A 22,296-nucleotide genomic window follows, 5' to 3' on the forward strand; every position below is an offset into this window, starting at 1 on the left:
AGATCTAAAAGATGTTTTTTGAACTCTAAAAAAATCTAAAAATGGCTTTGATTTTTCAAAAATAAACAAAGTCATAAATGACCATTTTAATGCCGAGACAGATCACATTCCTTCCACAAAAACTCAGCTACCCTGCGAGTCAATCGTTAAATGGTTAAAGACTCAATATCCAATTTAGCCAGGCAACAATAAAAATAAATAAGTTAGTAGCGATTAACCGCTAAAAAAGTTAACCCATTATTAATTCCAGAATTAATGCGATTCAACAACCAATGCTATGCAGGAAATATCTATGACAAATATGATTCCAGAGCTAGGGCACATATTGCTGATCATGAGTACTGTGTTGGCATTATTGTCGGCTAGTCATCATTTAATCGGTAGCTACCGAAATAATTTTTACCTAATCAGCTTTGGCAATAAATTATTCTACGCTCTCTTTTTTACCTTACTGGCAGCATTATTTAGCTTAATTTTTAGCTTTATTACCGATAACTTTTCAGTCGCCTATGTTGCCAATCATTCTAATAGTCAGCTCGCCCTCGGTTATAAAATCGCGGCGGTGTGGGGCAGCCACGAAGGCTCAATGTTATTTTGGGTGTTCGCCATTGCCCTGTGGGGTGCGGTGATCAATTGGCGTCAAGCAACGAATAAGGTTAATCTCGATAGTGCCAGTTTACAGGCTGATAGGGCTTACTTTGGCAGAGTTCTCGCTATTTTGGCCTTAGTGATCCTCGGCTTTAATTTGTTTTTACTCTTTACCTCCAATCCCTTTGCCCGCTTACTCCCAAACATTCCAGTCGAAGGACGCGACCTTAACCCCATATTGCAGGACATTGGCTTAATACTGCATCCACCAATGCTGTTTTTAGGTTATGTCGGGCTAACGGTTTGCTTTGCCGCAGCACTGGCATCACTCATTGGGGGCAAATTACCTGCTCGCCACCTCGATTACCTTCGCCCTTGGGTGTTACTGGCGTGGATTTTCCTTACAGGTGGCAATGCCTTTGGTTCTTGGTGGGCCTATAACGAACTGGGCTGGGGCGGATGGTGGTTTTGGGACCCTGTAGAAAACGCCTCATTTATCCCTTGGCTTGTCGCTACAGCATTAGTCCATTCCATTGTTCTGACGAAACGCACTAATGGCTTTCAAATCACAACATTGCTGCTGTGCCTATTAGCTTTCTCACTCAGTTTGCTGGGCAGTTTTTTGGTACGTTCCGGCATAGTGCAATCAGTGCATGCCTTTGCCGCTGATCCTACCCGTGGTATGTCAATCCTCTGTTTATTAATACTTTTTGTTAGCGCAGCTCTGCTCACCTTTGCACTTAAAGCCAATAACTTCAGACACTCAGTTCGGCATAGCATTTTCAGTAAAGAAACGCTGTTGCTACTCGGTATTGTAATATTAGTCGTAGCGGCATTTTCCGTTCTACTCGGTACCTTCTATCCCTTGCTCTATGAATTACTTGGTTTAGGTACACTCTCTGTCGGTGCCCCTTATTTTAATGCGATCTTTGTGCCTCTGACATTCTTACTCGTACTCTTGATGGGCGTCGCCCCTTTAGCTGGTTGGCAAAAAGCATCCAAAGCTCAAGTTAAGCCTTTGATCATACCCGGTGCACTGATCTTAACTGCAGCTCTGTGGATAAGCTTACAAGCAGCAACTGGCAACAATTTATTTCTGTTACTTGGCACTGCAGCAGCGCTTTGGTTACTCGTTTGCTTATTATTAACATTGATAGCAGCATTAGGATTAAAAAATAAAAATCACCAAAATAAACAGCCTGTTAAAGAAAATATAAATACAGCTAAGCCTCTCCCTAAACGACGCCTCATGGCCATGCTGCTTGCTCATTTAGGCGTGGCTGTAACTATAATAGGTGCGACGGCCGTCTCTTTCTTTGAACAAGAAGCCCTGCTAAGAATGGGCCCAGGCCAAGGTAAGCCGTTAGCGGGTTATGTCTTAGTTTATGAAAGTACCGAGAATATCGAGACCAAGAGTTTTACTGCGATTCAAGCCAATATCAGTATCCGTGATGCAGCCCAAGATGAGCTGGTACTAGGTTATATCACCCCACAACGACAAACCTTCAAAAGCAATGCCATGGAAATGTCCCATGCTGGTATTGATCACGGCCTATGGCGGGATATTTATGTCTCGATGGGATTGCAACTTAGTGATAACGAATACCTGATCCGCATCAGCTATAAACCCCTTGCCAGTTGGATCTGGCTTGGGGCACTGCTAATGATGTTAGGTGGAACTGTCGCCGCTTGGCCTACTCGCAGCCTGAGTTATTACCCGAAACCAGCAGCCTTACCTAACTCATCCCATTCATTGCAAAGGGAAATGCTTGCCTAATGAATCCATTATTTCGCTCACCTTACCTCAGTGCTTTTATCTGGTTGCTTTTTACCACGCTGTTTCTAGGCGGGACTGCATTCCTCGCTATGGCGCAAGAGCAACCTGTCTCTAACACTGCTCATCAACAACAAGCTATGGATATCAGTAAACTGCTTCGCTGTCCTATGGCAACAAATCTAAGCTTGTTTGAATCACAAGCCCCTATCGCACATGAGCTTAAAGCTCAAATTTTTTCCATGTTAGAACAAGGAGATAGCCAAGATGAAATCATTCTTTTTATGGTACAGCGCTATGGTGAAAAAATTCGTTATCAACCCGAACTGAAAGGCTCTACGGTCGCACTTTGGTTTGGCCCGCTACTCTTGCTATTACTCGGTGTAGGTATTTGCCTTGGACTCATTAAGCGCTGAGCACTGAGTTCCCTATCTCAAATTAAGGATTCACCATGAAACTATGCTCTATGCGACTCATTCTGCTATGCAGTTTTGTCCTGTTAAACAACTCAGTCCAAGCCCATTCATTACAGAATAAGCTTTACGACACTGGCGAAGCGATTCCTAAACCTAGGGTAATGACAGGCTTCGTTGAAATGCAGCACGCACGCGGCGTACCGGATGTGCCTTTCATTGATGAAGCGGGAAAAACTCAAACCCTAAAACAACATCAAGGTAAACTGGTTCTCGTTAATCTTTGGGCAACTTGGTGCGCCCCCTGCCTGCGTGAAATCCCAGAGCTTCAACATCTTAAACAAGAATATCAAGGGAAAAATATCGCCATAGTCCCAATCTCCATCGATGAGGAACCTAAGGATGTGCGACCTTTCCTCACTCAACATAATTTTAGCGACTACCAAACTTGGTTCGATCCAACACAAAACATAGAACAGATCATTCCTGCAAACGTCGTTCCTGCGACGTATTTTTTTGATGCTAAAGGTAATCTTGTTGGTTTCGTACGCGGGTATCTCGATTGGGGCGATAAAGACGTCATCCCTTATCTTGATAAATTAATCGCTAAATACGGCCAGTAATCATTTTGTACTAAAAAGCCAGTTTACATCTCCGTTCGGTAGCCCACCCTACATTTGCCGAAACCCGCTGCACCCGAATTTGCAGCGGGTATTTTTTACACTTAAGAGCAAATACCTGAACTTTGTATTCTGCGGCGCATTTCTTTAAAATTGCCGCCCACTACTTATTGTTTATTGATCCCAAGGCAATCCAAATGAAACTCACCCGCTTAACTCAACCTATTTATGACCACTTATATCGAGATATCAGTGAGTTTCGCAGCACCTTCGACTTGCCCGTTAATGATGTTAATTCCTTAGATGACAAGGCCGACACTTTACATACTTCGCTGATTATTGAAGAGTTAACTGAACTTGCCGAAGCCGATAGCCGTATCGAGCAGGCCGATGCCATTGTCGATTCTGTGTATGTATTAATGGGGCGTTTAGTACATTTAGGCGCGGCCCAAGTGAGTGACCGCCTAGAGATCAGCTACCTTATCGACTTACTGCTGTGTGTGGCTAAAAACCGTGAAATTGACTTTATCGCCTGCTGGGACGAAGTGCATTCGAGTAACATGAGCAAAGTGTGCCGTAATGAGCAGGAACTTGCTGAAACAATTGCTTTTTATGCCGAGCAAGGTGTTGAAATTGTCGGCAGCAAAAAAGGCGACTTCATCATAGCCAAATGCGCCAAAGATGTAGAAATGGCGGGTAAAGTGGTGCGCCAAGGCAAGGTATTAAAGTCGGTTTACTACCGCCCTGCGGATTTAACTCAGCTAGTAAAAGCGTAAAACCGCAAACCTAGGCTGCGCAGCATGTCGAAACAGCATGCAGCCTAGGCATCTTCCTTTAATCCGACGCGTCTTGCTCGGCATTCTTGCGGTATTCCAAAATATCTCCCGGCTGACAAGTTAAGTATTCACAGATACTCGCCAAGGTATCAAAACGCACCCCTTTGACTTTGCCCCGTTTTAACAGGGACAAGTTGGCCTCGGTAATGCCCACCGCTTTGGCAAGCTCCTTGGAGCTCACTTTTCGCACCGCCATCATGACGTCTAAATTAACGATAATATTCAAAATCACACAAACTCTTGGTTTTCCGCCTCATAATCGCGGGCGGCTTTAAGCAAATACACTATGAGCAACATCAATAAAATCGTGGTGATGTTGCCAAAATCGAGTACTAATTCGATGCGGCCATCCTCAAAAAATGACTGATGATAGTAGCCAATGCCTAAGGTTTGCAGCATCTCGAACACTAAGGCCGCCACTTTTAACCACACTAGCCACAGATAACATTTCATACTCTCATCACTGAAAAACAGGCCGCGCTGATAGCAGGATAAGAGCCGTTGCAGCCAATATACTCCTAATAAAAATGTGATAAATAAAGGGGTTAGAATTGCAAGCAACAACATTCTGTTAGCGCTTGCGAGGTGCCATAACTCGAGTAACTGGGTGTTTCTACTATTGAAGCGGATATCGTCGTAGGCCCAATAGCAATAAATCAGGTAGCCGACAATGGCCACCGCAGAAAAGAGCACCAGCCAGCGACAAAATTCACTGATTTTTATTAATTTTTCAAAATTTTGATTCATCCACTCACCCAGACATCAACCCAAACCGTTCATAGCGAACGAGCGCCAGTATAAACCTTCAACAAAAAATATTACAAAGAAATATAAAATTATTGTTTTACGATAATTAATTTTCGTATTAGCATGTTTATAATTTCAACAGGCCAAGGTTATAACAATGCAAAAATTTCCGTTCGCTAGTCAGTTATGCAGTGCTGCCATTGCCGCCGCACTGCTACTTACGGGTTGCAGCACTGCTGATACCCCAAATGCACAACCTCAAATTGCCGAAACGCAGCAAACCGAAGCGCCGTTAATTCCCATCGAAAACTTCTTTAACGAGCAAAGCATTCGCCATCTGAAAATGTCCGATGATGGCAAATGGCTCGCCTTTGTAAAGGAGTATCAAGGGGCCAGCAATATCTTCCTGATGGCGGATAAGGCCGACCTTGCCAGCGCTACGCCACTCACCACCTCCGCCGAACCTATTCGCGACTTCGAATGGTCAGCCAAGGGCAATGACCTGTTCTTTATGAAGGACAAAGGCGGTAATGAAAACACCCAGATTTATAAGCTGAGTTTTGAGGAAAATGCCGGCAAAATCACCGCCAAAGAGCAGCGCTTAACCCATAAGGACGATGTGCAATACAGCGTGCTCGAGCAGGTAAAAGACAATCCCGATTTGTTGGTTGTTCAAGCCAACCACGACGATTCGAGCCGTATGGATATTTATCTGCTCAACATCCACGATGGCAAGTTAACCCTAATCCTGAAGAATGAGCTGAGCTTTACTCAAGTGAGGTTTAACAAGCTGGGTAAATCTGTGATTGCCAGCAGCAGTAATCTTGATAACACCAATGCCTTGTATGTGCTGATCGACGGCAACTGGCGCAAGATAATTCAAAGCGCCAAGGGCGAGAGCATCGATATTCTTAAAGTAAACGATGCCAAAAAACTCGCCTATATCAGCGCCAATATCGGTGATCGCGATAAGCAGGAATTGCTGAAAGTCGACCTGATGACGGGTAAATATGAAACCCTACACAAGGATCCCGACAACGAGGCCGACGTCTATTCGGTGCAATTTAACGATGCGGGCGAGCCATTAGCTGTGGCTTACTACGGTGGTCGCTTACGGGTTTATCCCTTAGATGCCGAGTTTGCCCGCCATTGGGATATGATTAATCGTCATTTTAATCAAGATGTTGAAATCACGATTGGCGAGATGAACGAGAAAACCCATCTGTGGCAAATCCATGTCGCCAGCGACAGAGCCGCAGGCGCGGACTATCAATACAATGCCGCCACTGGGAATATCCATCTGTTAGCGGACATTCCAGCCAGCATTCCTGCGGATCAACTCTCGCCACGCCAATCGATTGTGTATACCGCGCGGGACGGCGTAAAAATCCAAGCCTATTTAACGCTGCCTAAGGATAAACAGACTAAGCTGCCGACCATTATCTTGCCCCATGGCGGCCCTTGGGCACGGGATTTTTGGACGCTCGACTCGGGCTACTTCCACGCGATTGCCCAGTTCTATGCCAACCGTGGTTATGCGGTGTTGCAACCTAACTTCCGCGCCTCAACGGGGTTCGGTAAGCAATTCTTAAACCTAGGTAACCGTAACTGGGGCATTGGCAGCATGCAGCACGATCTCACCGATGGTGCCAATTACTTAGTCGAACAAGGCATTGCCGATAAACAGCGTTTAGGGATCTTCGGTGCCTCCTACGGTGGTTATGCAGCGCTGTCTGGCGCAACCTTTACACCCGACTTGTACCAAGCAGTGATTTCCTATGTGGGGCCATCGAGCCTAGTAACGCTAATGAATTCCTTCCCCGACTATTGGCGCCCCTACTTAGGCCAATGGTTTGAGTCGGTGGGTGATCCGCAAATTGCCGAGCAGAAACAAGATATGGAAAAACGCTCGCCAATTAACTATGTCGATAACATCAAGGCGCCATTGATGCTGATCCAAGGGGCAAATGACCCACGCGTCACCCAAATTGAATCGGACAATATTGCCAAGAAAATGTACCAAAAATCTTTACCCGTTAAGTACGTATTGGCAAAAGACGAAGGACATGGATTCAGTAAACGCGCCAACAAGCTGGCATCGATTGTCGCCACTGAACAGTTTTTTGCTGAGCATTTAGGCGGGCGTGTCGATACTAATGTGAACCCTGAAATTCTAAAACACTTAGACAGCTTGAACGTCGATATCAGTAAACTCTAAGCTTTTGCCGTCTTTACCAAGGAAGGTAAAGGCGGCAAACTAGCCTAGATTTTATATTTCATTTGCTTAGGGATAAAAATGAATCCTGCGAAAGTAGTGCGTGCCGAGGTGAAGCAATTAACTGATTTGCCGAATATTGGCAAAGCCTGTGCGGCGGATTTACGTTTGCTCGGCATAGATAAACCTGAGCAACTGCTGGGGCAAAATCCCTACGACCTGTATCAAGCGCTCAATCATTTGACCGGAAAAACACACGACCCTTGCATGATCGAAGTGTTTATCTCCATCACCCGTTTTATGGCGGGCGAAGATGCTAAACCTTGGTGGTTTTACACCGATGAGCGCAAAAATGCCTTAGGGCAGACTAAACCTTAACTTTTAGCTCCCGCCTGTTTATCACTTTGTATTATTTCAGGTTCTTCCCTTAACCACTCACGCCAGATAGCAACTAACAGCGCCATCAACACGGGGCCGACAAACAAACCGACAAAGCCCATGGTTTTCACCCCACCAATCAAGCCGAAAAAAGTCGGTAAGAAAGGCAATTTAATCGGCCCACCGACAAGATTAGGCCTTAAGGTTTTATCGACAATAAACAGCTCTATGCTGCCCCAAAGGAATAAGCCGACGCCCGCCGTCATATCGCCAGTGCCGACAAGATAGAGTGAAATCAAGGTAAACATGGTTGGCGCGCCGCCGGGAACCAAGGCCATAAAGGCGGTTAACACTCCAAAAGCCACGGCCGAAGGCACACCCGCTATCCAATAGGCAATCCCCAGCACTATGCCCTCACCGATCGCAATAAGCGTCATGCCAATCACAGTCGAACTGACCGTAGCAGGCACCACACGGGAGAAGCTATGCCAGCGGGCGGGCAATACTCGCTCGCCGACAATATCCAGCTGTTTGGCCACTTGCTCGCCATCTTTATAGAGGAAAAACAAAGTGATCAACATAAAGAGTAAGGTCAGTAGCAGGCCTAGCGTGTTCCAGCCTAATTGCAGCACCCAGCGAGAAATGCCACTTAGGTTCTGACCACTGATGGCACTGATGATTTTGCCTAGCTCGTGGGGTTCACCGATAAATTGCTGCCATTGCAGGGTTAACCATTCACCCATCCAAGGTAAATCTTTGATCCACAAGGGCACGGGCGAACCATGTTGGTTAGTAAACACCAACCAATCAACCCAAGTTCTAATTTCTTGTAACGCATAGGAAAATACAAACACCAGCGGGATAATCAGCCCGAGCACAATACAACATAGGGCAATGGTTGCCGCCAACGCCGAGCGACCACCGCATTTTGCCAATAGTTTTTGATAAAGAGGCCAACTCGAAAAACACACAATCAAGGCGGCTAAGGCAGGCACTAAAAAGTCGATAAAAAAGAACACGCCAGCGCATAAGAGCAAAATCAATAAACTACGCCCAATCGCGGCATTACTGAAAATCGGCGTCATAGTGATAACACTCCCCACAATACAATCCAACGATAAGATCGAAAACACTCGGCATTCTATCAAAAGCCTAACAGTTGAAATGAGCTTATTGCGCCGAGAGTTGCTTAACGAGCTGCTCTGGTTGACTAAAATCGGTAATGCGCTGAATGACTTTCCCGTCCTTAACCCAAAGTAACGTCGGGATATTGCGGATTTTAAAATGATTAAATAACACGCCTAACTCATCGATACTAAAATCGATTTTAGTCTGATAAAGCTGCTTAAAATCTTCGAGTGCTTTATCGTCTGTCCACAGGTGATTGACCACACCGTGCCACGCTTTATTCGGCACTTTTTGCGCGAGATTATTTAAGCCTTTTTGGACGGCAATACACTCTTTCGACATTTCTGGACGGCTCTCTGCCAAGTACCAATCACACCAAGTTGCGGTGAAAAAGAGTAGATGCTCACCTTGTTCCCAAGGCTTGAGTAACTTAGCCGTTTGCTCGGCACTAGGCGCCTCTGTTGTCTGCGCGGTCAACTCTTGGCCATTCGCCAACATATCGATAAATTTATCTAAATTAGCATCTGACTCGTGGCTAGTGTAAACCACATCACCGGCACGATTGATTAATACACTATAGGGCGTGCCGACCAAGCCTAAAGCCACACCCAACTCACCTTCATTATCCAACCACACTGGCATAGTTAGCCCGAAGCGCGCGATAACGTCAGCGATCTTAGGTTGCTCTTCATTAATATTGATGTTCACTGCGTCGATATTAATCTTGTCCTGATACTTCTTCTGTAAGGCTTCAAAATGCGGCATTTGTTCCATACAGGGCTGACACCAAGTTGCCCAAAACTTTAGATATATCGGCTTGTTACCCGCAACGCTGGCTAAGGTCACTTGCTGCTGATCGGGATAGGTTTTAAGTGCAATATCTTGATAGGCTTTGTCGCCCGCAAACGTAGCAAAACTCACGACGGCAAGGCACATAACAATGATTTGACGTAACAACATAGTGTTTTCCTTAAATTGATAGATCACTCGCATCCACGACTATGGGGCCAGTGATTTGCAGCCATTTACACAGAAAATACATAATTAAAGGGAGTGACAGTCTACCCAGCAGCCAACCTTTAACCAGTGAGTATAAACTAACAATCCGCTAATTTAGCCATGTAAAATGTAAGCCTTGGTGAGCATATCAATGAGTATTAATCGTCTATTAATACAACATCTTAAACTATCAAGCCTAACGCCAATTGTCTTGTTAGCTCTGCGGCAGGAATAGTCTGACAGCCGGTTGCATTTTGGCCGCACCAGAGCGGGCTAAAATCACCGAACCCTTGTTGCTCGGCGGCGCTTCGCAATCCTGCGACGGAACTTGAGGCGAGCGGAAAATCCGGTACGGCGTTATTGATAGGTCCAAGTTCTGCCATAAAACGGTTTACTATGCCACGGGCGGGTCGGCCAGAAAATAAGTTAGTCAAAGCCGTATGCTGCGCCGCGTCACTTTGCAGTGCGGCGCGGTGAATATCACTAGTCGTGCATTCAGGGCAAAGTAAATAGGCCGTCCCAACTTGCACCGCCGAAGCACCCATCGCCATGGCGGCGCGCACGGTTTTGGCATCGACTATGCCACCTGCTGCGATAACGGGCACATCAACGGCGGCAATGATTTGCGGCAATAAACTAAAAGTGCCGAGTTGCTCAGTCAAATCATCGGATAAGAAATGTCCTCTATGGCCGCCCGCTTCTAAGCCCTGCGCAATAATGGCATCTACGCCACGCGCTTCTAACCAGAGCGCCTCTTCCACTGTGGTCGCCGTCGAGATGATCTTAGATCCCCAAGATTTTATCTCCAGCAACAAGTCTTCATTGGGTAAACCAAAGTGAAAACTCACAACCTCAGGTTTGAATTTAGCTAACACTTCAGCCTGAGCACTCGTGTAGGGCGCGCGTTGTGCTCCCGCAGTTTGGGTATCAGGATGGATACTTAGCTCAGCAAAATAAGGCGCGAGTTGCTTGAGCCATGCAGCTTGTTTCGCCGCTTGCGGTTCGGGCTCGTGATGACAAAAGAAGTTTACATTGATGGGCTTAGTCGTCTGGGCGCGGATCTGTGTCAACGCGGCATCTAAGGCTTCGAGGGATAACATGGCGCAGGGCAAAGATCCCAACGCACCCGCTTGCGACACAGCTATCGCTAAGGCACTGCCCTGAACACCCGCCATCGGCGCTTGAATAATTGGCAATTCGATTCCAAATAATCGGGTTAACTGGCACGGCATACATCACCTCCTTTGACTGGTTATCACTTGACGATCAATCCTGATATGGCCCTGCGGCTAAACGCTGGGAGATCCACCACAAATTACCCACGGGATCACGCACTCCACCTTGGCGATCGCCATAGGGTTTATCCGCCACTTCCATGATTAACTCGCCCTCAGCCGCGAGCGCCTGAGCCACCGATTTATCGGCATCTTCCACATACAAATAGTAGGATGCAGGCATTGGCGGAAACGCTTCACTCGCCTCGCTTAACATAAATAGGCAGTCGCCGATTTGCATCTGCGCATTGGCTATTTTGCCATCCAATCGATGGGAAATATGTAGCGCTTTAGCATCAAAGGCTTTTCGCATAAAGGCCACTAAACTATCGGCATTGTTGATAATCATATACGGGCTAACCCGTGAAAATCCTGGCGGAATAAACATAACGACTCCTTGTTACCCAAGCATGATGTTGACAATAGAAAGCCACTATAAGTCATGCACTATAGACCAAGCACGAGGGCGAAAACTAGCCTGCGGCCATTAAGCCTTCAACGTAAAATGTAAACTTAAACATTCAGTGAACGAGTCAAAGCGTAAAGCCTGCGGATGCGTTGCCCCACGGCGTTTAAGTCATTTTATATCTTTGCGGCCAAACCATAACAGTACTGCTTTACGCTTGTTATTAAACAATAAATTAGCTTTATTTAACTATGATTAAGCAACTACGGATCCTTGTTCTATGCTTAGTTCACTGTTCACTTACCATGATGAGCCTATGCACTTGACTGCATTCTTCGCCCGTTCCCTCAGGATATGCCTCCTCTTAACCCTTAGCTGTTTCGTCTTTGCAGTGCAGGCAGCTTGGTATCCCGCCGATGTCATTGCCGACGGTCAAAAGACCCTCTACACGCCACTCACTAAGGCCAATCAAGCATGGCGGATCTGCGCCTTACTTCCCCACGGTAAAGATCAATATTGGTGGGGCGTCGCCTTTGGATTATCACAAGAAGCCGAGCGCCAAGGGGTAACGCTTGGCATTTATGATGCTGGTGGATATGACAAGATTGAGCAGCAAAGACAGCAACTCCATGATTGTTATGCACTCAAGGCTCAAGCTTATATTATTGCCGCCAATACCGCTGACGGACTGATTGCGGATATTGAACAGCTCAGCGCTGCGGGCATTCCGGTTATCGATTTAGTCAATGGTATCGCGACCGACAAACTCACGAGTCGCTCCTTAGTCAGCTTTGAAGATATGTCCGTTGCGGCGACAGAATATATTGCGGCGCAGCAGCGAGAAGCTATCAATCAGGAGTCACCTAAGCTTAAGGTGGCGTGGTTTCCTGGGCCTAAGGGTGCATCTTGGGTGATGGCGGCGGAACAAGGATTTAGACAAGCGGCAGCTAAACAAGAGTTCGACACAATTGAAGGCGGTTACGGTACGACGGAGTTATTTGTTCAAGCGGATCTGGTGCGAAAAGTACTTGCAAAACAAAGCGTAGATTATGTAATTGCCAATGCGGTGGCGGCCACGTTCGCGGCGCGCTTTTTAGATGGACGCCGGAATCAAACCGGCAAAGTCATCGCATTTTACTCTAATGCGCAAACTATAGAATTAGTGCAGAAAAAGCAGCTACTCGCGACAGTCAGTGACTCACCGGTATTGCAGGCTCGAATTGCTATCGATCTGGCGCTGCGCGCACTCGAAGGTGCGCCTTATCCCCGCAGAGTGAGCCCTGTTATCAAGGTCATCTCCCAAGACAACATCCACCAGATTGATTTAGAACAAATATTAGCGCCGGAAAATCAATGGATGATCCATCAAGATCTGCCCAGCGTAAACGGTACTCGTTAAATCAAATAGTCCGCACCCAGCCCAACAAATAAGGCTAAACCTGCCCAGTTATTATTGAGGAAGGCTTTAAAACAAGGGGCTCGTTCACGATCAAAAATCAGCATTTGCTGGTAAGTACTAAAACCGACAAAAGTCAGTATGCCTAAACCATACAGCAAACCACGGTCAGCGCTCCAACCGGCGGCGATAAAACAAGCCAAGGCGGCAAGCTGAAATAACCCTATGATTTGGCGATCATATTCACCGAACAAAATCGCAGTGGATTTAATGCCCACCTTTAAATCATCGTCCCTATCGACCATGGCATACATAGTGTCGTAGGCGACAGTCCAACACCAATTGGCGGCAAATAACCACCAAGCCTCCATCGGCACTTCACCCGTTTGCGCGGCATAAGCCATAGGGATAGACCAACTCCACACTATGCCTAAAAACATCTGCGGCATGTTGGTGATGCGTTTAGTGAAGGGATAAATAATCGTGAGGATAATGCCAACAACGGATAGTTTAACGACTAATCCATTGAGTAATAAAACTAAACCAAAAGCGGATAAACCTAAAATGACGAACAGTATCAGCGCTTCTTTGGTGCTGATTTCGCCACTGGCTAGCGGGCGTGATCGAGTGCGTTCAACAAAAGAGTCGAGATCGCGATCGGCATAGTCGTTAATAATGCAGCCACAGGCACGCATGATCACTACGCCAATAATGAAGATAACCAAGACCTTAAGATCCGGCATGCCACCCGCAGCTAACATTAGCGCCATCAAACATGGCCACAGCAATAATAGCGTACCGATTGGACGGTCGATTCGAGTAAGACGGGAATACACATCCCACTTTTGCTTTAAATTCATTAACTAGGTACTCCCAATACCCTCAAGTTTCCACTCGTTTTCAGGCTTAGCATCATATACCCATGCTTCTCCCGATGCGAATTCATCCCCTAAAAGCGTGTCACAAAAAGCTGACATTTATCGTGATGATGGCAGTCATCACAGCGCTTCTAAACGAGCGTAAGCCACGACTAACCACTTGCTGCCAAAGTCAGTAAAGCTGACTTGCACGCGCCCTTGGGCACCGCTGCCCTCAAAGTTGGTCACCTTGCCTTCACCAAATTTAGGGTGATTGACTCGTTGGCCGACGTTAAAACCGGTATCGTTTGTGGCAGCCGACTTTTGAGTGCTAAAACGATTATTGGCCATTGGGGTTGAAACCTGCGCCTTGAGGCGGATTTCATCCACATATTGCGGTGGGATCTCTTTGATAAAACGCGATGGCCGAGCGTAATCTTCGCGGCCATAAATACGGCGTGATTCCGCATAGGTAATGTAGAGTTTTTCCATCGCGCGGGTCATGCCCACATAGCAGAGACGGCGTTCTTCATCGAGTCTATCGCCCTCTTCGAGTGCCATTTTACTCGGGAAGATCCCTTCTTCTACGCCCGCCATGAACACCATAGTGAACTCTAGCCCTTTGGCAGAATGCAGCGTCATTAGCTGCACCGCATCGGTAAAGGCATCGGCTTGGCCTTCGCCTGCTTCGAGCGCCGCGTGGGAGAGGAAACCGTTAAGTTCGCCCATGTCCTCTAGCTCTTCTGGCATTTCGAAGGTACGCGCCGCTGTGACTAATTCTTCTAAGTTTTCGATTCTGGCGTGGGCTTTTTCACCCTTTTCGGCTTCATACATGGCCTTAAGACCCGAAGCTTGGATCACAGTATCGGCCATGCGATACAGCACCATATCTTGGGTGTCTTCACGCATGGTCATGATTAAGTCCATGAAACCACGCACAGAATTCGCCGCGCGGCCCGCGAGCACTTTCTCGTCGAGCAAACGCACACTCGCCTGCCACAGGGTTAACTCATGCTGGCGCGCGGTGGAGCGCAAAATATCCAAAGTGCGATCGCCAATGCCACGGGGCGGCGTATTCACTACACGCTCAAACGCCGCATCGTCGTCTTTGTTATTTATCAGCCGCAGGTAACCCATGGCATCTTTAATTTCTTGGCGTTCGAAGAAGCGTAAACCGCCGTAGATGCGATAGGCTAAGCCTTTGTGTAACAAGGCTTCTTCCAATACCCGCGACTGAGCGTTAGAACGATATAAAATCGCACAATCACTGAGGTTGCCGCCCTTTTCGTGCCAATCATTAATCCGACCGACAATAAAACGCGCCTCGTCCATTTCATTAAAAGCGCAATAGAGCGAAATCGGATCGCCATCGGCTTCATCCGTCCACAACTCTTTGCCCATACGTTCTGGGTTGTTGGCGATCAAGGCGTTGGACGCTTTAAGAATATTGCCCTTAGAGCGATAGTTTTGCTCGAGGCGAATGGTAGTCGCACTCGGGAAATCTTTTAAGAATCTATGTAAGTTTTCAACCTGAGCGCCGCGCCAGCCGTAAATCGATTGGTCGTCATCACCGACTATCATCACATTGGCAGTTTGACCAGCGAGCACGCGGATCCACGCATATTGAATGGCGTTGGTATCTTGGAACTCGTCCACCAAAATATGCTTAAATCTGTCTTGATAATGGGCCAACAAGTGCGGCTTATTGAGCCATAACTCATGGGCACGTAATAGGATTTCGGCAAAATCGACTAAACCTGCGCGATCGCAAGACTCTTGGTAAACCTGATAGATTTTTAGCAGATTTTGCTCAAGCGGAAAACCGCCCGCATCGATATGTTTAGGGCGTAATCCTTGGTCTTTTTTACCATTGATATAACCCTGAGCTTGGCGTGGAGGATATTGTTTCTCATCCAAATTTAAGCTTTTAAGAATACGTTTGATCAAACGCACTTGATCGTCAGAATCAAGGATTTGGAAGCTTTGCGGTAAACCCGCATCTTGGAAGTGAGTGCGTAACAAACGATGCGCCAAGCCGTGGAAAGTGCCAATCCACATGCGGCCCATATTGGTGCCAGCGACTTTTTCAACTCGCTCGCGCATCTCAGCCGCAGCTTTATTGGTAAATGTCACCGCGAGAATCGAGTAAGGACTCTGCTGTTCAACCTGCATCAGCCACGCAATGCGGTGGGTCAACACCCGAGTTTTACCACTGCCCGCGCCCGCCAACACTAACATGCTAGATTGCGGTGCCGCGACAGCCTCGCGCTGCTTATCATTCAGGCCGTCTAGTAAAGAAGATACGTCCATTCTCGCCTCCAAAAAATCGAGGGGGCATTATAACAGAAGAACTCACCATGACACGCCACGAGTTTTGCCCGCCACATAAGCACAAATCAAGTTGACTAAACGGCTAAGTTTCGCTTGAATTAGAATCAAACAAATAATTAACATTTAGAACTGTTCTAAGCTGACGTAGGCTTAGTTACGCTAAAGGACATGAATGCATTATACTTTTCGCACGTTTATGCTGGATGTTCAAAACCGCACTCTGCACTGCAATAGTGAACGCATTAACTGTGATGAACGCGTTATCCTACTTATTAGTCTCTTGATTGAAGCCTATCCGGAACACTGTGACCAAGCATTTTTACTCGAAAAAATTTGGCCTAATACTGTCGTGAGTAGCTGGTCGGTAGCTAGGTTAATTTCAGATACCCGCAAATTGTTCACTTCAGCAGGATTGGATATTCCGATAATCCAAACACTACACGGCAGAGGTTACCGCTTATCCCACGATATTGCCGCCATACTCAGTTCACAGAACGATGAAGTACAACCCGCAGCGCCGCAGAATACCGACACCCCGACAGTCAATCTAGACTCCAGTAAAACACAGCAATCTGATAGTAATCAGCAGCAAAGCCCAAATCAAACCCAGCCAAGCTACAAACGAGTTAACTTGCGTTATCTGTGGCTATTTATCGCGTCCGTTGCGATAACGCTTGCAGTGGCTAGCCACCAGCAAACTCAGCGTGCCAATCCCTTAGTGTTAGCAGAACCCAATAATGTCAAAGCAAGGATCCTTTGGGTGGATGACCATCCTGAGAATAATCAAACTGAACGGCAATACCTCGAAGAACGACAGATTGGGGTGTACACCACACAAACAACCCAAGATGCCCTCACGCTACTAGGTCTCTATCGCTACGATGCCATTATTACCGATATGGGACGGGAAGCCGATCCTTTGGCGGGCCTAAAAATGATACGGATGATCAGGGAACTTGGCATACCAACCCCCATTTACTTATATACCATTATGCCCTCAGAGGCGTTAAGGCAAAAAGCCCGCGAACATGGCGCCAATGACATTGCCGTCGAAGCAGAAGATTTATACCAACACTTGACCCCGCTTATTGATTCCTTTGATTTAGAGTCGTCCCCACACTAGCCCTGCACTCAGCAGATTAGTCATCATCTAAAGCTATCAAGTAACTAATTGATAAGTTTAGCATTCAAATTTAATCAATAGATTTCAAAGACAGATTTAAGATAGCCGTTATATACCTTTTCTATCGATAACTGTTCTATGCCTTCGGTATATCGATTGCTCAGCATAAACCGCAGTAAAGCAATGAAAGCGCCTGTGGATTTAGCTCCGTAACTCAATACGTCTACCTAAGTTTCATAAAAGGAATTGATATAATGAAGCCGACCTACCTCCTTGCTATTCCGCTACTCGCAGGACTAATACTGACTGCCTGTGGTGGTGACGACAATGACGATGATGAAGTCACACCGACACCGCCCCCGACACCGCAGCTTGCTATAAAAGGCAATGTGAAAGGGCTTTCTGACACAGTTAAGCTCGAATTACAAAAAAATGGTCAAGCAGTAGAAACACTGTCGATTCAAAGTGATGGCACAGATAAAGCCTTTACATTTTCCACCATGCAAGACGAAGGCATTAGCTTTGCGATTACTGTTAACACTCAACCTGCGGCACAAACTTGCAGCGTAACTAATGGCAGTGGCACTTTAAATGCGACAACAGCGGTCGCCACTTTAGTCACCTGCGAAGATAATCCCAATGCTGAGCTAACCGGAATACTGAGGGACAGCCCAGTCGCGGGCATTAACTACCAAACCGAAACCAAAGAAGCAGGAATCACGAGTGATATCGGTGAATATCAATACCTTAAAGGTGAGCATGTCACCTTCTCCGTTGGCGCGATTATGTTCCCAGCAACGGCAGCGGCCAACTTGATCACGCCCACCGAAATTGCCGCAGGTAACCAAGTCACCAAAGTTAATATCCTGCAGCTATTACAAACCTTAGATAAGGATTGCGATGTTGAAAATGGGATTCAAGTGAGGGCAACAAGCCACGAACTGTTAGCCGATACCGTGCTCGATATCACCAGTGCTGATTTCGATGCCAACATCAATGCAGCCTTTACGACCAAGAACTCAGGCTTAACGTTAATCAGCGAGACTCAAGCATTAACACACTTTGACAGTTCAAATCGTAACTTACTTTTAGGCAGCTGGTTATTCACCGAAGGTGATGGCCAACGGACTGTGCTGACATTTAAAGACCATTCTAGCTACATCATGATCCACGAGCATGAAAGTGACGGTGGTCAAAGCGCTGCATCGGTGGAATATGGTCATTACACCTGGGATTCACAAACAGGCAATTTTAGTGTCAGCATAATTGCACAATCCGATGGTTCAGGAGGGTTTTATGACGAAGGAAGCACAGTCAATAACGCGACCGTGAATTTAGATAAACTGACGGTGAGTTTTATCGACAATACTGCAGGAGACATTACCCTCACACGTATCGAAGATAAAAACGATCCGCTGATTGGTACTTGGCACGTACTTGATACTGAAGCTGATAATGACAGCTTTGTCACCTTCCTGCCCAATCAAAACTATGTGATTGCCCATACAGCGAATACAGATAGCTACGAAGGTAAATCACCGCAGGCGCAGTCTGGTGAGTTTGGCCGTTATATCAAAGATGCTAGCGGCTATAAATTTACTGCCACAGTCGAATCAGATGGCCCAAATGGACTCTATGATGCTGATTCATCGGATAACTACCTATTTTCATCAATCAAGATCACTGCTTGGGGAGAAATGATCGCAGTTGAAAATGGTGCTGATGGCGGCACTTTTTCACTCGATTATATTGGTGGCTTTGTCTCAGAACTTGTGGATAAACCAAGCTCGGCTGCAGGAACAAGCCTAGGTAGAATTACCTCAGTGCGAGATATTTCAGGCTTTATCAGTGCTGACATAGTCAATAAACCGCTGCAATTTGACTTGGAATACACGGGCGACACTGAGAATCGCTGTATAACGAGTTTCGGTAATAATCGTTGCGGCGCGCGTTACACTATGTTGGTTCAAAATCTTGCAGAGAATGAAATTGGCGACACCATAGGTGATGTGAACTTAACTGAAGTGACTAGCAATACTCAAATCAACACCAATTTTTCAGTAACAACCGCAGGTACAGCAACCTTTAGTTACAGCAACACCCAAACTATGACCATTAGTCCTTTGCTCGGCAAATCCTGTCAAGGGAATCAAAGGGCATTAGTCAGCATCACTGACACCGCCAATAACCTCTCCCTTTGGCAAGTAGAGCTAACACCAACTCAACCTTAACGAAATAGATCTTCCACTTTGTCGGACTGTGCAAGTGCAAGCAGTCCGACGCTTTTTTTTAGCTTTATCTCACCTGTTGTTTAATCGCTTACTCTCGCAAAAACGGGCAATCGCGATACGGGAGCGCCTTGGTTCACTATCCAAAGCGCCTTTATCCTTTACGGCTTAGTATTTAGCTTGAAGATGTGGGGGCAATAACATAGCCAGACATGGGCAATGCTTTAGACCCAAACCCTCCTTTCAATGAGAATAACTTTAGGTAGCGGCGGATCGCGGTTAGAATACTCACCCTGTTTTTCTTGGTTACTTTTTCGGAAACAATAATGTCCCATTCAGCGCTTAATTCTTTTGATGATTTTTACCAGCTTTTGGCTGACAGCTTGGCGAAGAATAGTCTGATCAAACTATTGTTGAGTAAGTACCGAGGGGCAGATAAAAGCCTGCAGCGCATTACGATTCGGCCGATTAGCTTGCAAAATGAGCCTATGCTGTCGTTTGTGTATCAACACCAGACGAATCACATCACTAAAAACCTGAGTTATGACGAAGGCTTATCCAGCATAAAACTGTTACTCGGTAGCGATTTTAAGAGTGCCCACTTAGCTACGGCAGAGGCAGAAGTTCAGCTTGAGATCAGCAAAAAAGGCAAAGTCCAAATCAGCACACATAACGTTAAACAAACCGTCGCGGCGCCATTAGAACATGACCGTGAGAAAAAACGTTTTGTGGATATCGAACGGCCCTTCCTGACCAAGCTAGGTGTGACGGACAGCCAACATAATCTTATCCCTGCGATGTCGCGTAAATGGAAACAAATCAATAAATTTATTGAGGTTTTCAGCCAAGCACTCGAAGCCTCACCCCACAAGAATGACCAACCGATCAATGTGGTCGATTTTGGTTCAGGTAAAGGTTATCTCACCTTTGCAATCCATGACTACCTGCGCCACAGCCTACATAATGATGCGCAGGTGACTGGGGTGGAATTACGCCAAGCCTTGGCGGATTTATGTAATGAAACGGCGGCAACGCTGGATCATCAAGGATTGTCGTTTGTCTGCGGCGATGTGAGAACCCATGCGCCTAAACAAACCGATGTGATGATCGCGCTGCACGCCTGCGATATCGCCACTGACTATGCGATTCATTATGGTATTCGCGCCAATGCCGACATCATCATGTGCTCGCCTTGCTGCCATAAACAAATTCGCCCGCAGATGCACAGCCCAGAATTGTTTAAACCTATGCTGCAATATGGGGTGCACATGGGCCAACAGGCTGAAATGGTGACGGATTCATTACGTGCGCTATTTTTGGAAGCCAATGGTTATGCGACTAAGGTGTTTGAATTTATCAGCCTAGAACATACCAATAAAAATAAGATGATTTTGGCCGTTAAAAAGCCACAACATAATCAGAAAGACAGCGCCGCAATCCTCGCGCAAATTGCTGACATTAAAGCCTATTACGGGATCAAGGAACATTGCTTAGAAACCTTGCTCGCGCAAACCCAAGCCGATTAACGGCCGGCGGTTTACTGGCAAAGCATTAAAACTTTGCGCTCATGACAACCCCGTTGAAATTGAGGCAATCTTTAATTCTTTGCTGCTGAACCGCGCTAAGGGTGTCGATATCGTGGAAGGCAAACTCTGAATGTTCGTGGCTTAAGTGGATCGGCAATGACTCACCTTCTGCCACCTCAGGCCCATCAGGCAATAGCAGTTCACAACGAAAAATAAAGGCTTGGGATTGATAGGCGCTGTGATAATACACGCCGCTCAAATAGTTAACCTGCACACTTAAGCCTAATTCCTCTTGGCATTCGCGCACCAAGGCTTCGTGAATCGTTTCACCGGGCTCGAGTGCGCCACCGGGCAAACCCCAAGCAAAGTTACCGTAATTGGCCTTAAGCAACAGCACTTTCCCCTGCGCATTAGTGATAACCGCGTGGCTGCTCAGTCTAAAGGTATCGTTAAAGGCCACTCAGTTATCCTTGCATTTATGTTCGGTACGTATTTGAGATATTAAACAAAATCACTTCGCCGCAAAGGTATTACAACTGGCGAGATTACCCGAATCAAACCCCGTCTTAAACCATTTAACCCGCTGTGCCGAACTACCGTGGGTAAAAGCATCGGGCTGTACGGCACGACCCGCCATCTGTTGCAAGCGATCGTCACCCACAGCACTGGCGGCGGCAATGCCTTCCGCTAAATCGCCCGCTTCAAGTAAGTTAAGTTGTTGATTGGCATAATGCCCCCAAATCCCCGCGTAACAATCTGCCTGTAATTCAAGTGCAACACTCAATTGATTCGCCTGCACTTTACTGCCAGATTGCTGCGCTTGGCGCACCTTAGTACTAGTGCCCAGCAGGTTTTGCACATGGTGGCCTACCTCGTGGGCAATCACATAGGCAAAGGCAAAATCGCCGGGCGCGCCTAAGGTTTTAAGCTCATCAAGAAAGCTAAGGTCGATATACACTTTGCTATCGGCGGGGCAATAGAAAGGCCCAGACTGCGCCTGTCCCATACCGCAGCCAGTGGAGGTCATATTGCGATAAAGCACTAACTTAGGCTCTCGATATTGCCCCTTGAGTAACTGGCCCCAAACGGTTTCTGTGGTACCTAAAATGGCCGCCACAAACTGGGCATTTTCATCCTGTACCGCTGTTGTTGAGCTAGATTGGGATTGGCTAAGATTAGTTTGAGTGCTGGGGTCGAGTGACAGGCCACCAGTAAAATACTGAAAAGCAATATAAATGCCGCCAATGAGCAACACCACGCGGCCAAGTTTAGTTCTCAGCAAAAAGGGCAAGAACCTGAGTAACAAGGCACTCGGCACACCCGCAGATGCCATTTGCTGGCCGCGTCTGTCTTCGATATTGGAGCTTCTGTCAGTGTCACGCCAGCGCATCGCATTCCTTCACTCAGTAGTTAAAACTTTCGTTAAACCGTTCGTTACATCGCTATTTGAGCCGCTT

At 46.7% G+C, this 22,296-nt stretch carries 20 protein-coding genes; 10 read left to right on the forward strand and 10 right to left on the reverse strand.

The features are described 5' to 3' along the window. Nucleotides 1-292 precede the first annotated feature (292 nt). From Q4Q57_RS12575 to Q4Q57_RS12590, 4 genes are all read left to right on the forward strand, one after another. A complete protein-coding gene (locus Q4Q57_RS12575; RefSeq protein WP_268649840.1) occupies nt 293-2,365 on the forward strand; it encodes a heme lyase CcmF/NrfE family subunit in 2,073 nt (690 codons plus the stop codon). After that, nucleotides 2,365-2,778: a cytochrome c-type biogenesis protein CcmH gene (locus tag Q4Q57_RS12580; protein ID WP_311891010.1), complete on the forward strand. Its 414-nt coding sequence runs from the start codon at nt 2,365-2,367 to the stop codon at nt 2,776-2,778. The genes Q4Q57_RS12575 and Q4Q57_RS12580 overlap by 1 nt, the downstream gene beginning before the upstream one ends. A 35-nt stretch (nt 2,779-2,813) precedes the next feature. After that, on the forward strand, nt 2,814-3,398 hold the full coding sequence (locus tag Q4Q57_RS12585; RefSeq protein ID WP_311891011.1) for a TlpA disulfide reductase family protein: 585 nt from the start codon (nt 2,814-2,816) through the stop codon (nt 3,396-3,398). 194 nt (nt 3,399-3,592) lie between these two features. Then, nucleotides 3,593-4,171 (forward strand): nucleoside triphosphate pyrophosphohydrolase family protein, encoded by a 579-nt coding sequence (locus Q4Q57_RS12590; RefSeq protein WP_311891012.1) that lies wholly within the window; start codon nt 3,593-3,595, stop codon nt 4,169-4,171. A gap of 58 nt (nt 4,172-4,229) precedes the next feature. On the opposite strand, the gene Q4Q57_RS12595 is transcribed toward Q4Q57_RS12590, so the two are convergent. Next, a complete protein-coding gene (locus Q4Q57_RS12595) occupies nt 4,230-4,457 on the reverse strand; it encodes a helix-turn-helix transcriptional regulator (protein WP_220593080.1) in 228 nt (75 codons plus the stop codon). 2 nt (nt 4,458-4,459) lie between these two features. Next, entirely contained in the window at nt 4,460-4,978 is a 519-nt protein-coding gene (locus tag Q4Q57_RS22105) for a DUF2975 domain-containing protein (protein ID WP_409438192.1), read from the reverse strand. 157 nt (nt 4,979-5,135) lie between these two features. Here Q4Q57_RS22105 and Q4Q57_RS12605 point away from each other — a divergent pair, with 157 nt between their 5' ends. After that, the gene (locus Q4Q57_RS12605) at nt 5,136-7,196 is read left to right on the forward strand and encodes a S9 family peptidase (RefSeq protein WP_311891013.1); all 2,061 of its coding nucleotides are present in this window, start codon (nt 5,136-5,138) and stop codon (nt 7,194-7,196) included. A 78-nt stretch (nt 7,197-7,274) separates the two neighbouring features. Further along, the gene (locus tag Q4Q57_RS12610; RefSeq protein ID WP_261271757.1) at nt 7,275-7,571 is read left to right on the forward strand and encodes a helix-hairpin-helix domain-containing protein; all 297 of its coding nucleotides are present in this window, start codon (nt 7,275-7,277) and stop codon (nt 7,569-7,571) included. Here the strand turns inward: Q4Q57_RS12610 and Q4Q57_RS12615 are convergent. From Q4Q57_RS12615 to Q4Q57_RS12630, 4 genes are all read right to left on the reverse strand, one after another. Continuing rightward, nucleotides 7,568-8,656: an AI-2E family transporter gene (locus Q4Q57_RS12615; protein ID WP_300477574.1), complete on the reverse strand. Its 1,089-nt coding sequence runs from the start codon at nt 8,654-8,656 to the stop codon at nt 7,568-7,570. The genes Q4Q57_RS12610 and Q4Q57_RS12615 overlap by 4 nt on opposite strands. An 85-nt stretch (nt 8,657-8,741) precedes the next feature. Continuing rightward, a complete protein-coding gene (locus Q4Q57_RS12620) occupies nt 8,742-9,659 on the reverse strand; it encodes a redoxin family protein (protein WP_311891014.1) in 918 nt (305 codons plus the stop codon). A gap of 221 nt (nt 9,660-9,880) precedes the next feature. Continuing rightward, a complete protein-coding gene (locus Q4Q57_RS12625) occupies nt 9,881-10,930 on the reverse strand; it encodes a nitronate monooxygenase (RefSeq protein WP_311891015.1) in 1,050 nt (349 codons plus the stop codon). 34 nt (nt 10,931-10,964) lie between these two features. After that, complete coding sequence (locus tag Q4Q57_RS12630; protein ID WP_311891016.1) at nt 10,965-11,360, reverse strand: VOC family protein; 396 nt, start codon at nt 11,358-11,360, stop codon at nt 10,965-10,967. Nucleotides 11,361-11,658: 298 nt separating this feature from the next. Between Q4Q57_RS12630 and torT the strand changes: the two genes are divergently transcribed. Continuing rightward, entirely contained in the window at nt 11,659-12,777 is a 1,119-nt protein-coding gene (gene torT, locus Q4Q57_RS12635; RefSeq protein WP_311891017.1) for a TMAO reductase system periplasmic protein TorT, read from the forward strand. Here the strand turns inward: torT and ubiA are convergent. After that, nucleotides 12,774-13,634: a 4-hydroxybenzoate octaprenyltransferase gene (ubiA, locus tag Q4Q57_RS12640; RefSeq protein WP_311891018.1), complete on the reverse strand. Its 861-nt coding sequence runs from the start codon at nt 13,632-13,634 to the stop codon at nt 12,774-12,776. The two genes, torT and ubiA, sit on opposite strands and share 4 nt — an antisense overlap. Nucleotides 13,635-13,772: 138 nt before the next feature. Further along, on the reverse strand, nt 13,773-15,941 hold the full coding sequence (gene uvrD, locus Q4Q57_RS12645) for a DNA helicase II (RefSeq protein WP_259504428.1): 2,169 nt from the start codon (nt 15,939-15,941) through the stop codon (nt 13,773-13,775). Between the two features lie 193 nt (nt 15,942-16,134). Between uvrD and Q4Q57_RS12650 the strand changes: the two genes are divergently transcribed. The 3 genes from Q4Q57_RS12650 to Q4Q57_RS12660 all read left to right on the forward strand — a co-directional run bounded on the left by Q4Q57_RS12650 (nt 16,135) and on the right by Q4Q57_RS12660 (nt 20,839). Beyond that, nucleotides 16,135-17,085 (forward strand): response regulator, encoded by a 951-nt coding sequence (locus tag Q4Q57_RS12650; protein WP_311891019.1) that lies wholly within the window; start codon nt 16,135-16,137, stop codon nt 17,083-17,085. Nucleotides 17,086-17,339: 254 nt separating this feature from the next. After that, on the forward strand, nt 17,340-19,316 hold the full coding sequence (locus tag Q4Q57_RS12655; RefSeq protein ID WP_311891020.1) for a hypothetical protein: 1,977 nt from the start codon (nt 17,340-17,342) through the stop codon (nt 19,314-19,316). Nucleotides 19,317-19,639: 323 nt separating this feature from the next. Continuing rightward, entirely contained in the window at nt 19,640-20,839 is a 1,200-nt protein-coding gene (locus Q4Q57_RS12660) for an SAM-dependent methyltransferase (RefSeq protein ID WP_311891021.1), read from the forward strand. Between the two features lie 25 nt (nt 20,840-20,864). Here the strand turns inward: Q4Q57_RS12660 and Q4Q57_RS12665 are convergent, their stop codons facing one another. Together Q4Q57_RS12665 and Q4Q57_RS12670 are read right to left on the reverse strand one after the other, a co-directional pair. Then, on the reverse strand, nt 20,865-21,299 hold the full coding sequence (locus Q4Q57_RS12665; RefSeq protein ID WP_311891022.1) for an NUDIX domain-containing protein: 435 nt from the start codon (nt 21,297-21,299) through the stop codon (nt 20,865-20,867). Between the two features lie 51 nt (nt 21,300-21,350). Continuing rightward, entirely contained in the window at nt 21,351-22,229 is an 879-nt protein-coding gene (locus Q4Q57_RS12670; RefSeq protein WP_311891023.1) for a neutral zinc metallopeptidase, read from the reverse strand. Nucleotides 22,230-22,296: the final 67 nt, after the last annotated feature.

The sequence above is a fragment of the Shewanella sp. SP2S2-6 genome (genome assembly GCF_031931965.1).
GTDB lineage: Bacteria > Pseudomonadota > Gammaproteobacteria > Enterobacterales > Shewanellaceae > Shewanella > Shewanella baltica.

Coding starts and splice junctions, on each gene's coding strand:
- Q4Q57_RS12575 (WP_268649840.1), top strand. CDS start 293: ATGACAAATATGATTCCAGAGCTAGGGCACATATTGCTGATCATGAGT.
- Q4Q57_RS12610 (WP_261271757.1), top strand. CDS start 7,275: ATGAATCCTGCGAAAGTAGTGCGTGCCGAGGTGAAGCAATTAACTGAT.
- Q4Q57_RS12605 (WP_311891013.1), top strand. CDS start 5,136: ATGCAAAAATTTCCGTTCGCTAGTCAGTTATGCAGTGCTGCCATTGCC.
- Q4Q57_RS12620 (WP_311891014.1), bottom strand. CDS start 9,659: ATGTTGTTACGTCAAATCATTGTTATGTGCCTTGCCGTCGTGAGTTTT.
- Q4Q57_RS22105 (WP_409438192.1), bottom strand. CDS start 4,978: ATGAATCAAAATTTTGAAAAATTAATAAAAATCAGTGAATTTTGTCGC.
- Q4Q57_RS12655 (WP_311891020.1), top strand. CDS start 17,340: ATGAAGCCGACCTACCTCCTTGCTATTCCGCTACTCGCAGGACTAATA.
- Q4Q57_RS12585 (WP_311891011.1), top strand. CDS start 2,814: ATGAAACTATGCTCTATGCGACTCATTCTGCTATGCAGTTTTGTCCTG.
- Q4Q57_RS12660 (WP_311891021.1), top strand. CDS start 19,640: ATGTCCCATTCAGCGCTTAATTCTTTTGATGATTTTTACCAGCTTTTG.
- Q4Q57_RS12650 (WP_311891019.1), top strand. CDS start 16,135: ATGCATTATACTTTTCGCACGTTTATGCTGGATGTTCAAAACCGCACT.
- ubiA (WP_311891018.1), bottom strand. CDS start 13,634: ATGAATTTAAAGCAAAAGTGGGATGTGTATTCCCGTCTTACTCGAATC.
- Q4Q57_RS12630 (WP_311891016.1), bottom strand. CDS start 11,360: ATGTTTATTCCGCCAGGATTTTCACGGGTTAGCCCGTATATGATTATC.
- Q4Q57_RS12590 (WP_311891012.1), top strand. CDS start 3,593: ATGAAACTCACCCGCTTAACTCAACCTATTTATGACCACTTATATCGA.
- torT (WP_311891017.1), top strand. CDS start 11,659: ATGCTTAGTTCACTGTTCACTTACCATGATGAGCCTATGCACTTGACT.
- Q4Q57_RS12615 (WP_300477574.1), bottom strand. CDS start 8,656: ATGACGCCGATTTTCAGTAATGCCGCGATTGGGCGTAGTTTATTGATT.
- Q4Q57_RS12670 (WP_311891023.1), bottom strand. CDS start 22,229: ATGCGCTGGCGTGACACTGACAGAAGCTCCAATATCGAAGACAGACGC.
- Q4Q57_RS12580 (WP_311891010.1), top strand. CDS start 2,365: ATGAATCCATTATTTCGCTCACCTTACCTCAGTGCTTTTATCTGGTTG.
- uvrD (WP_259504428.1), bottom strand. CDS start 15,941: ATGGACGTATCTTCTTTACTAGACGGCCTGAATGATAAGCAGCGCGAG.
- Q4Q57_RS12625 (WP_311891015.1), bottom strand. CDS start 10,930: ATGCCGTGCCAGTTAACCCGATTATTTGGAATCGAATTGCCAATTATT.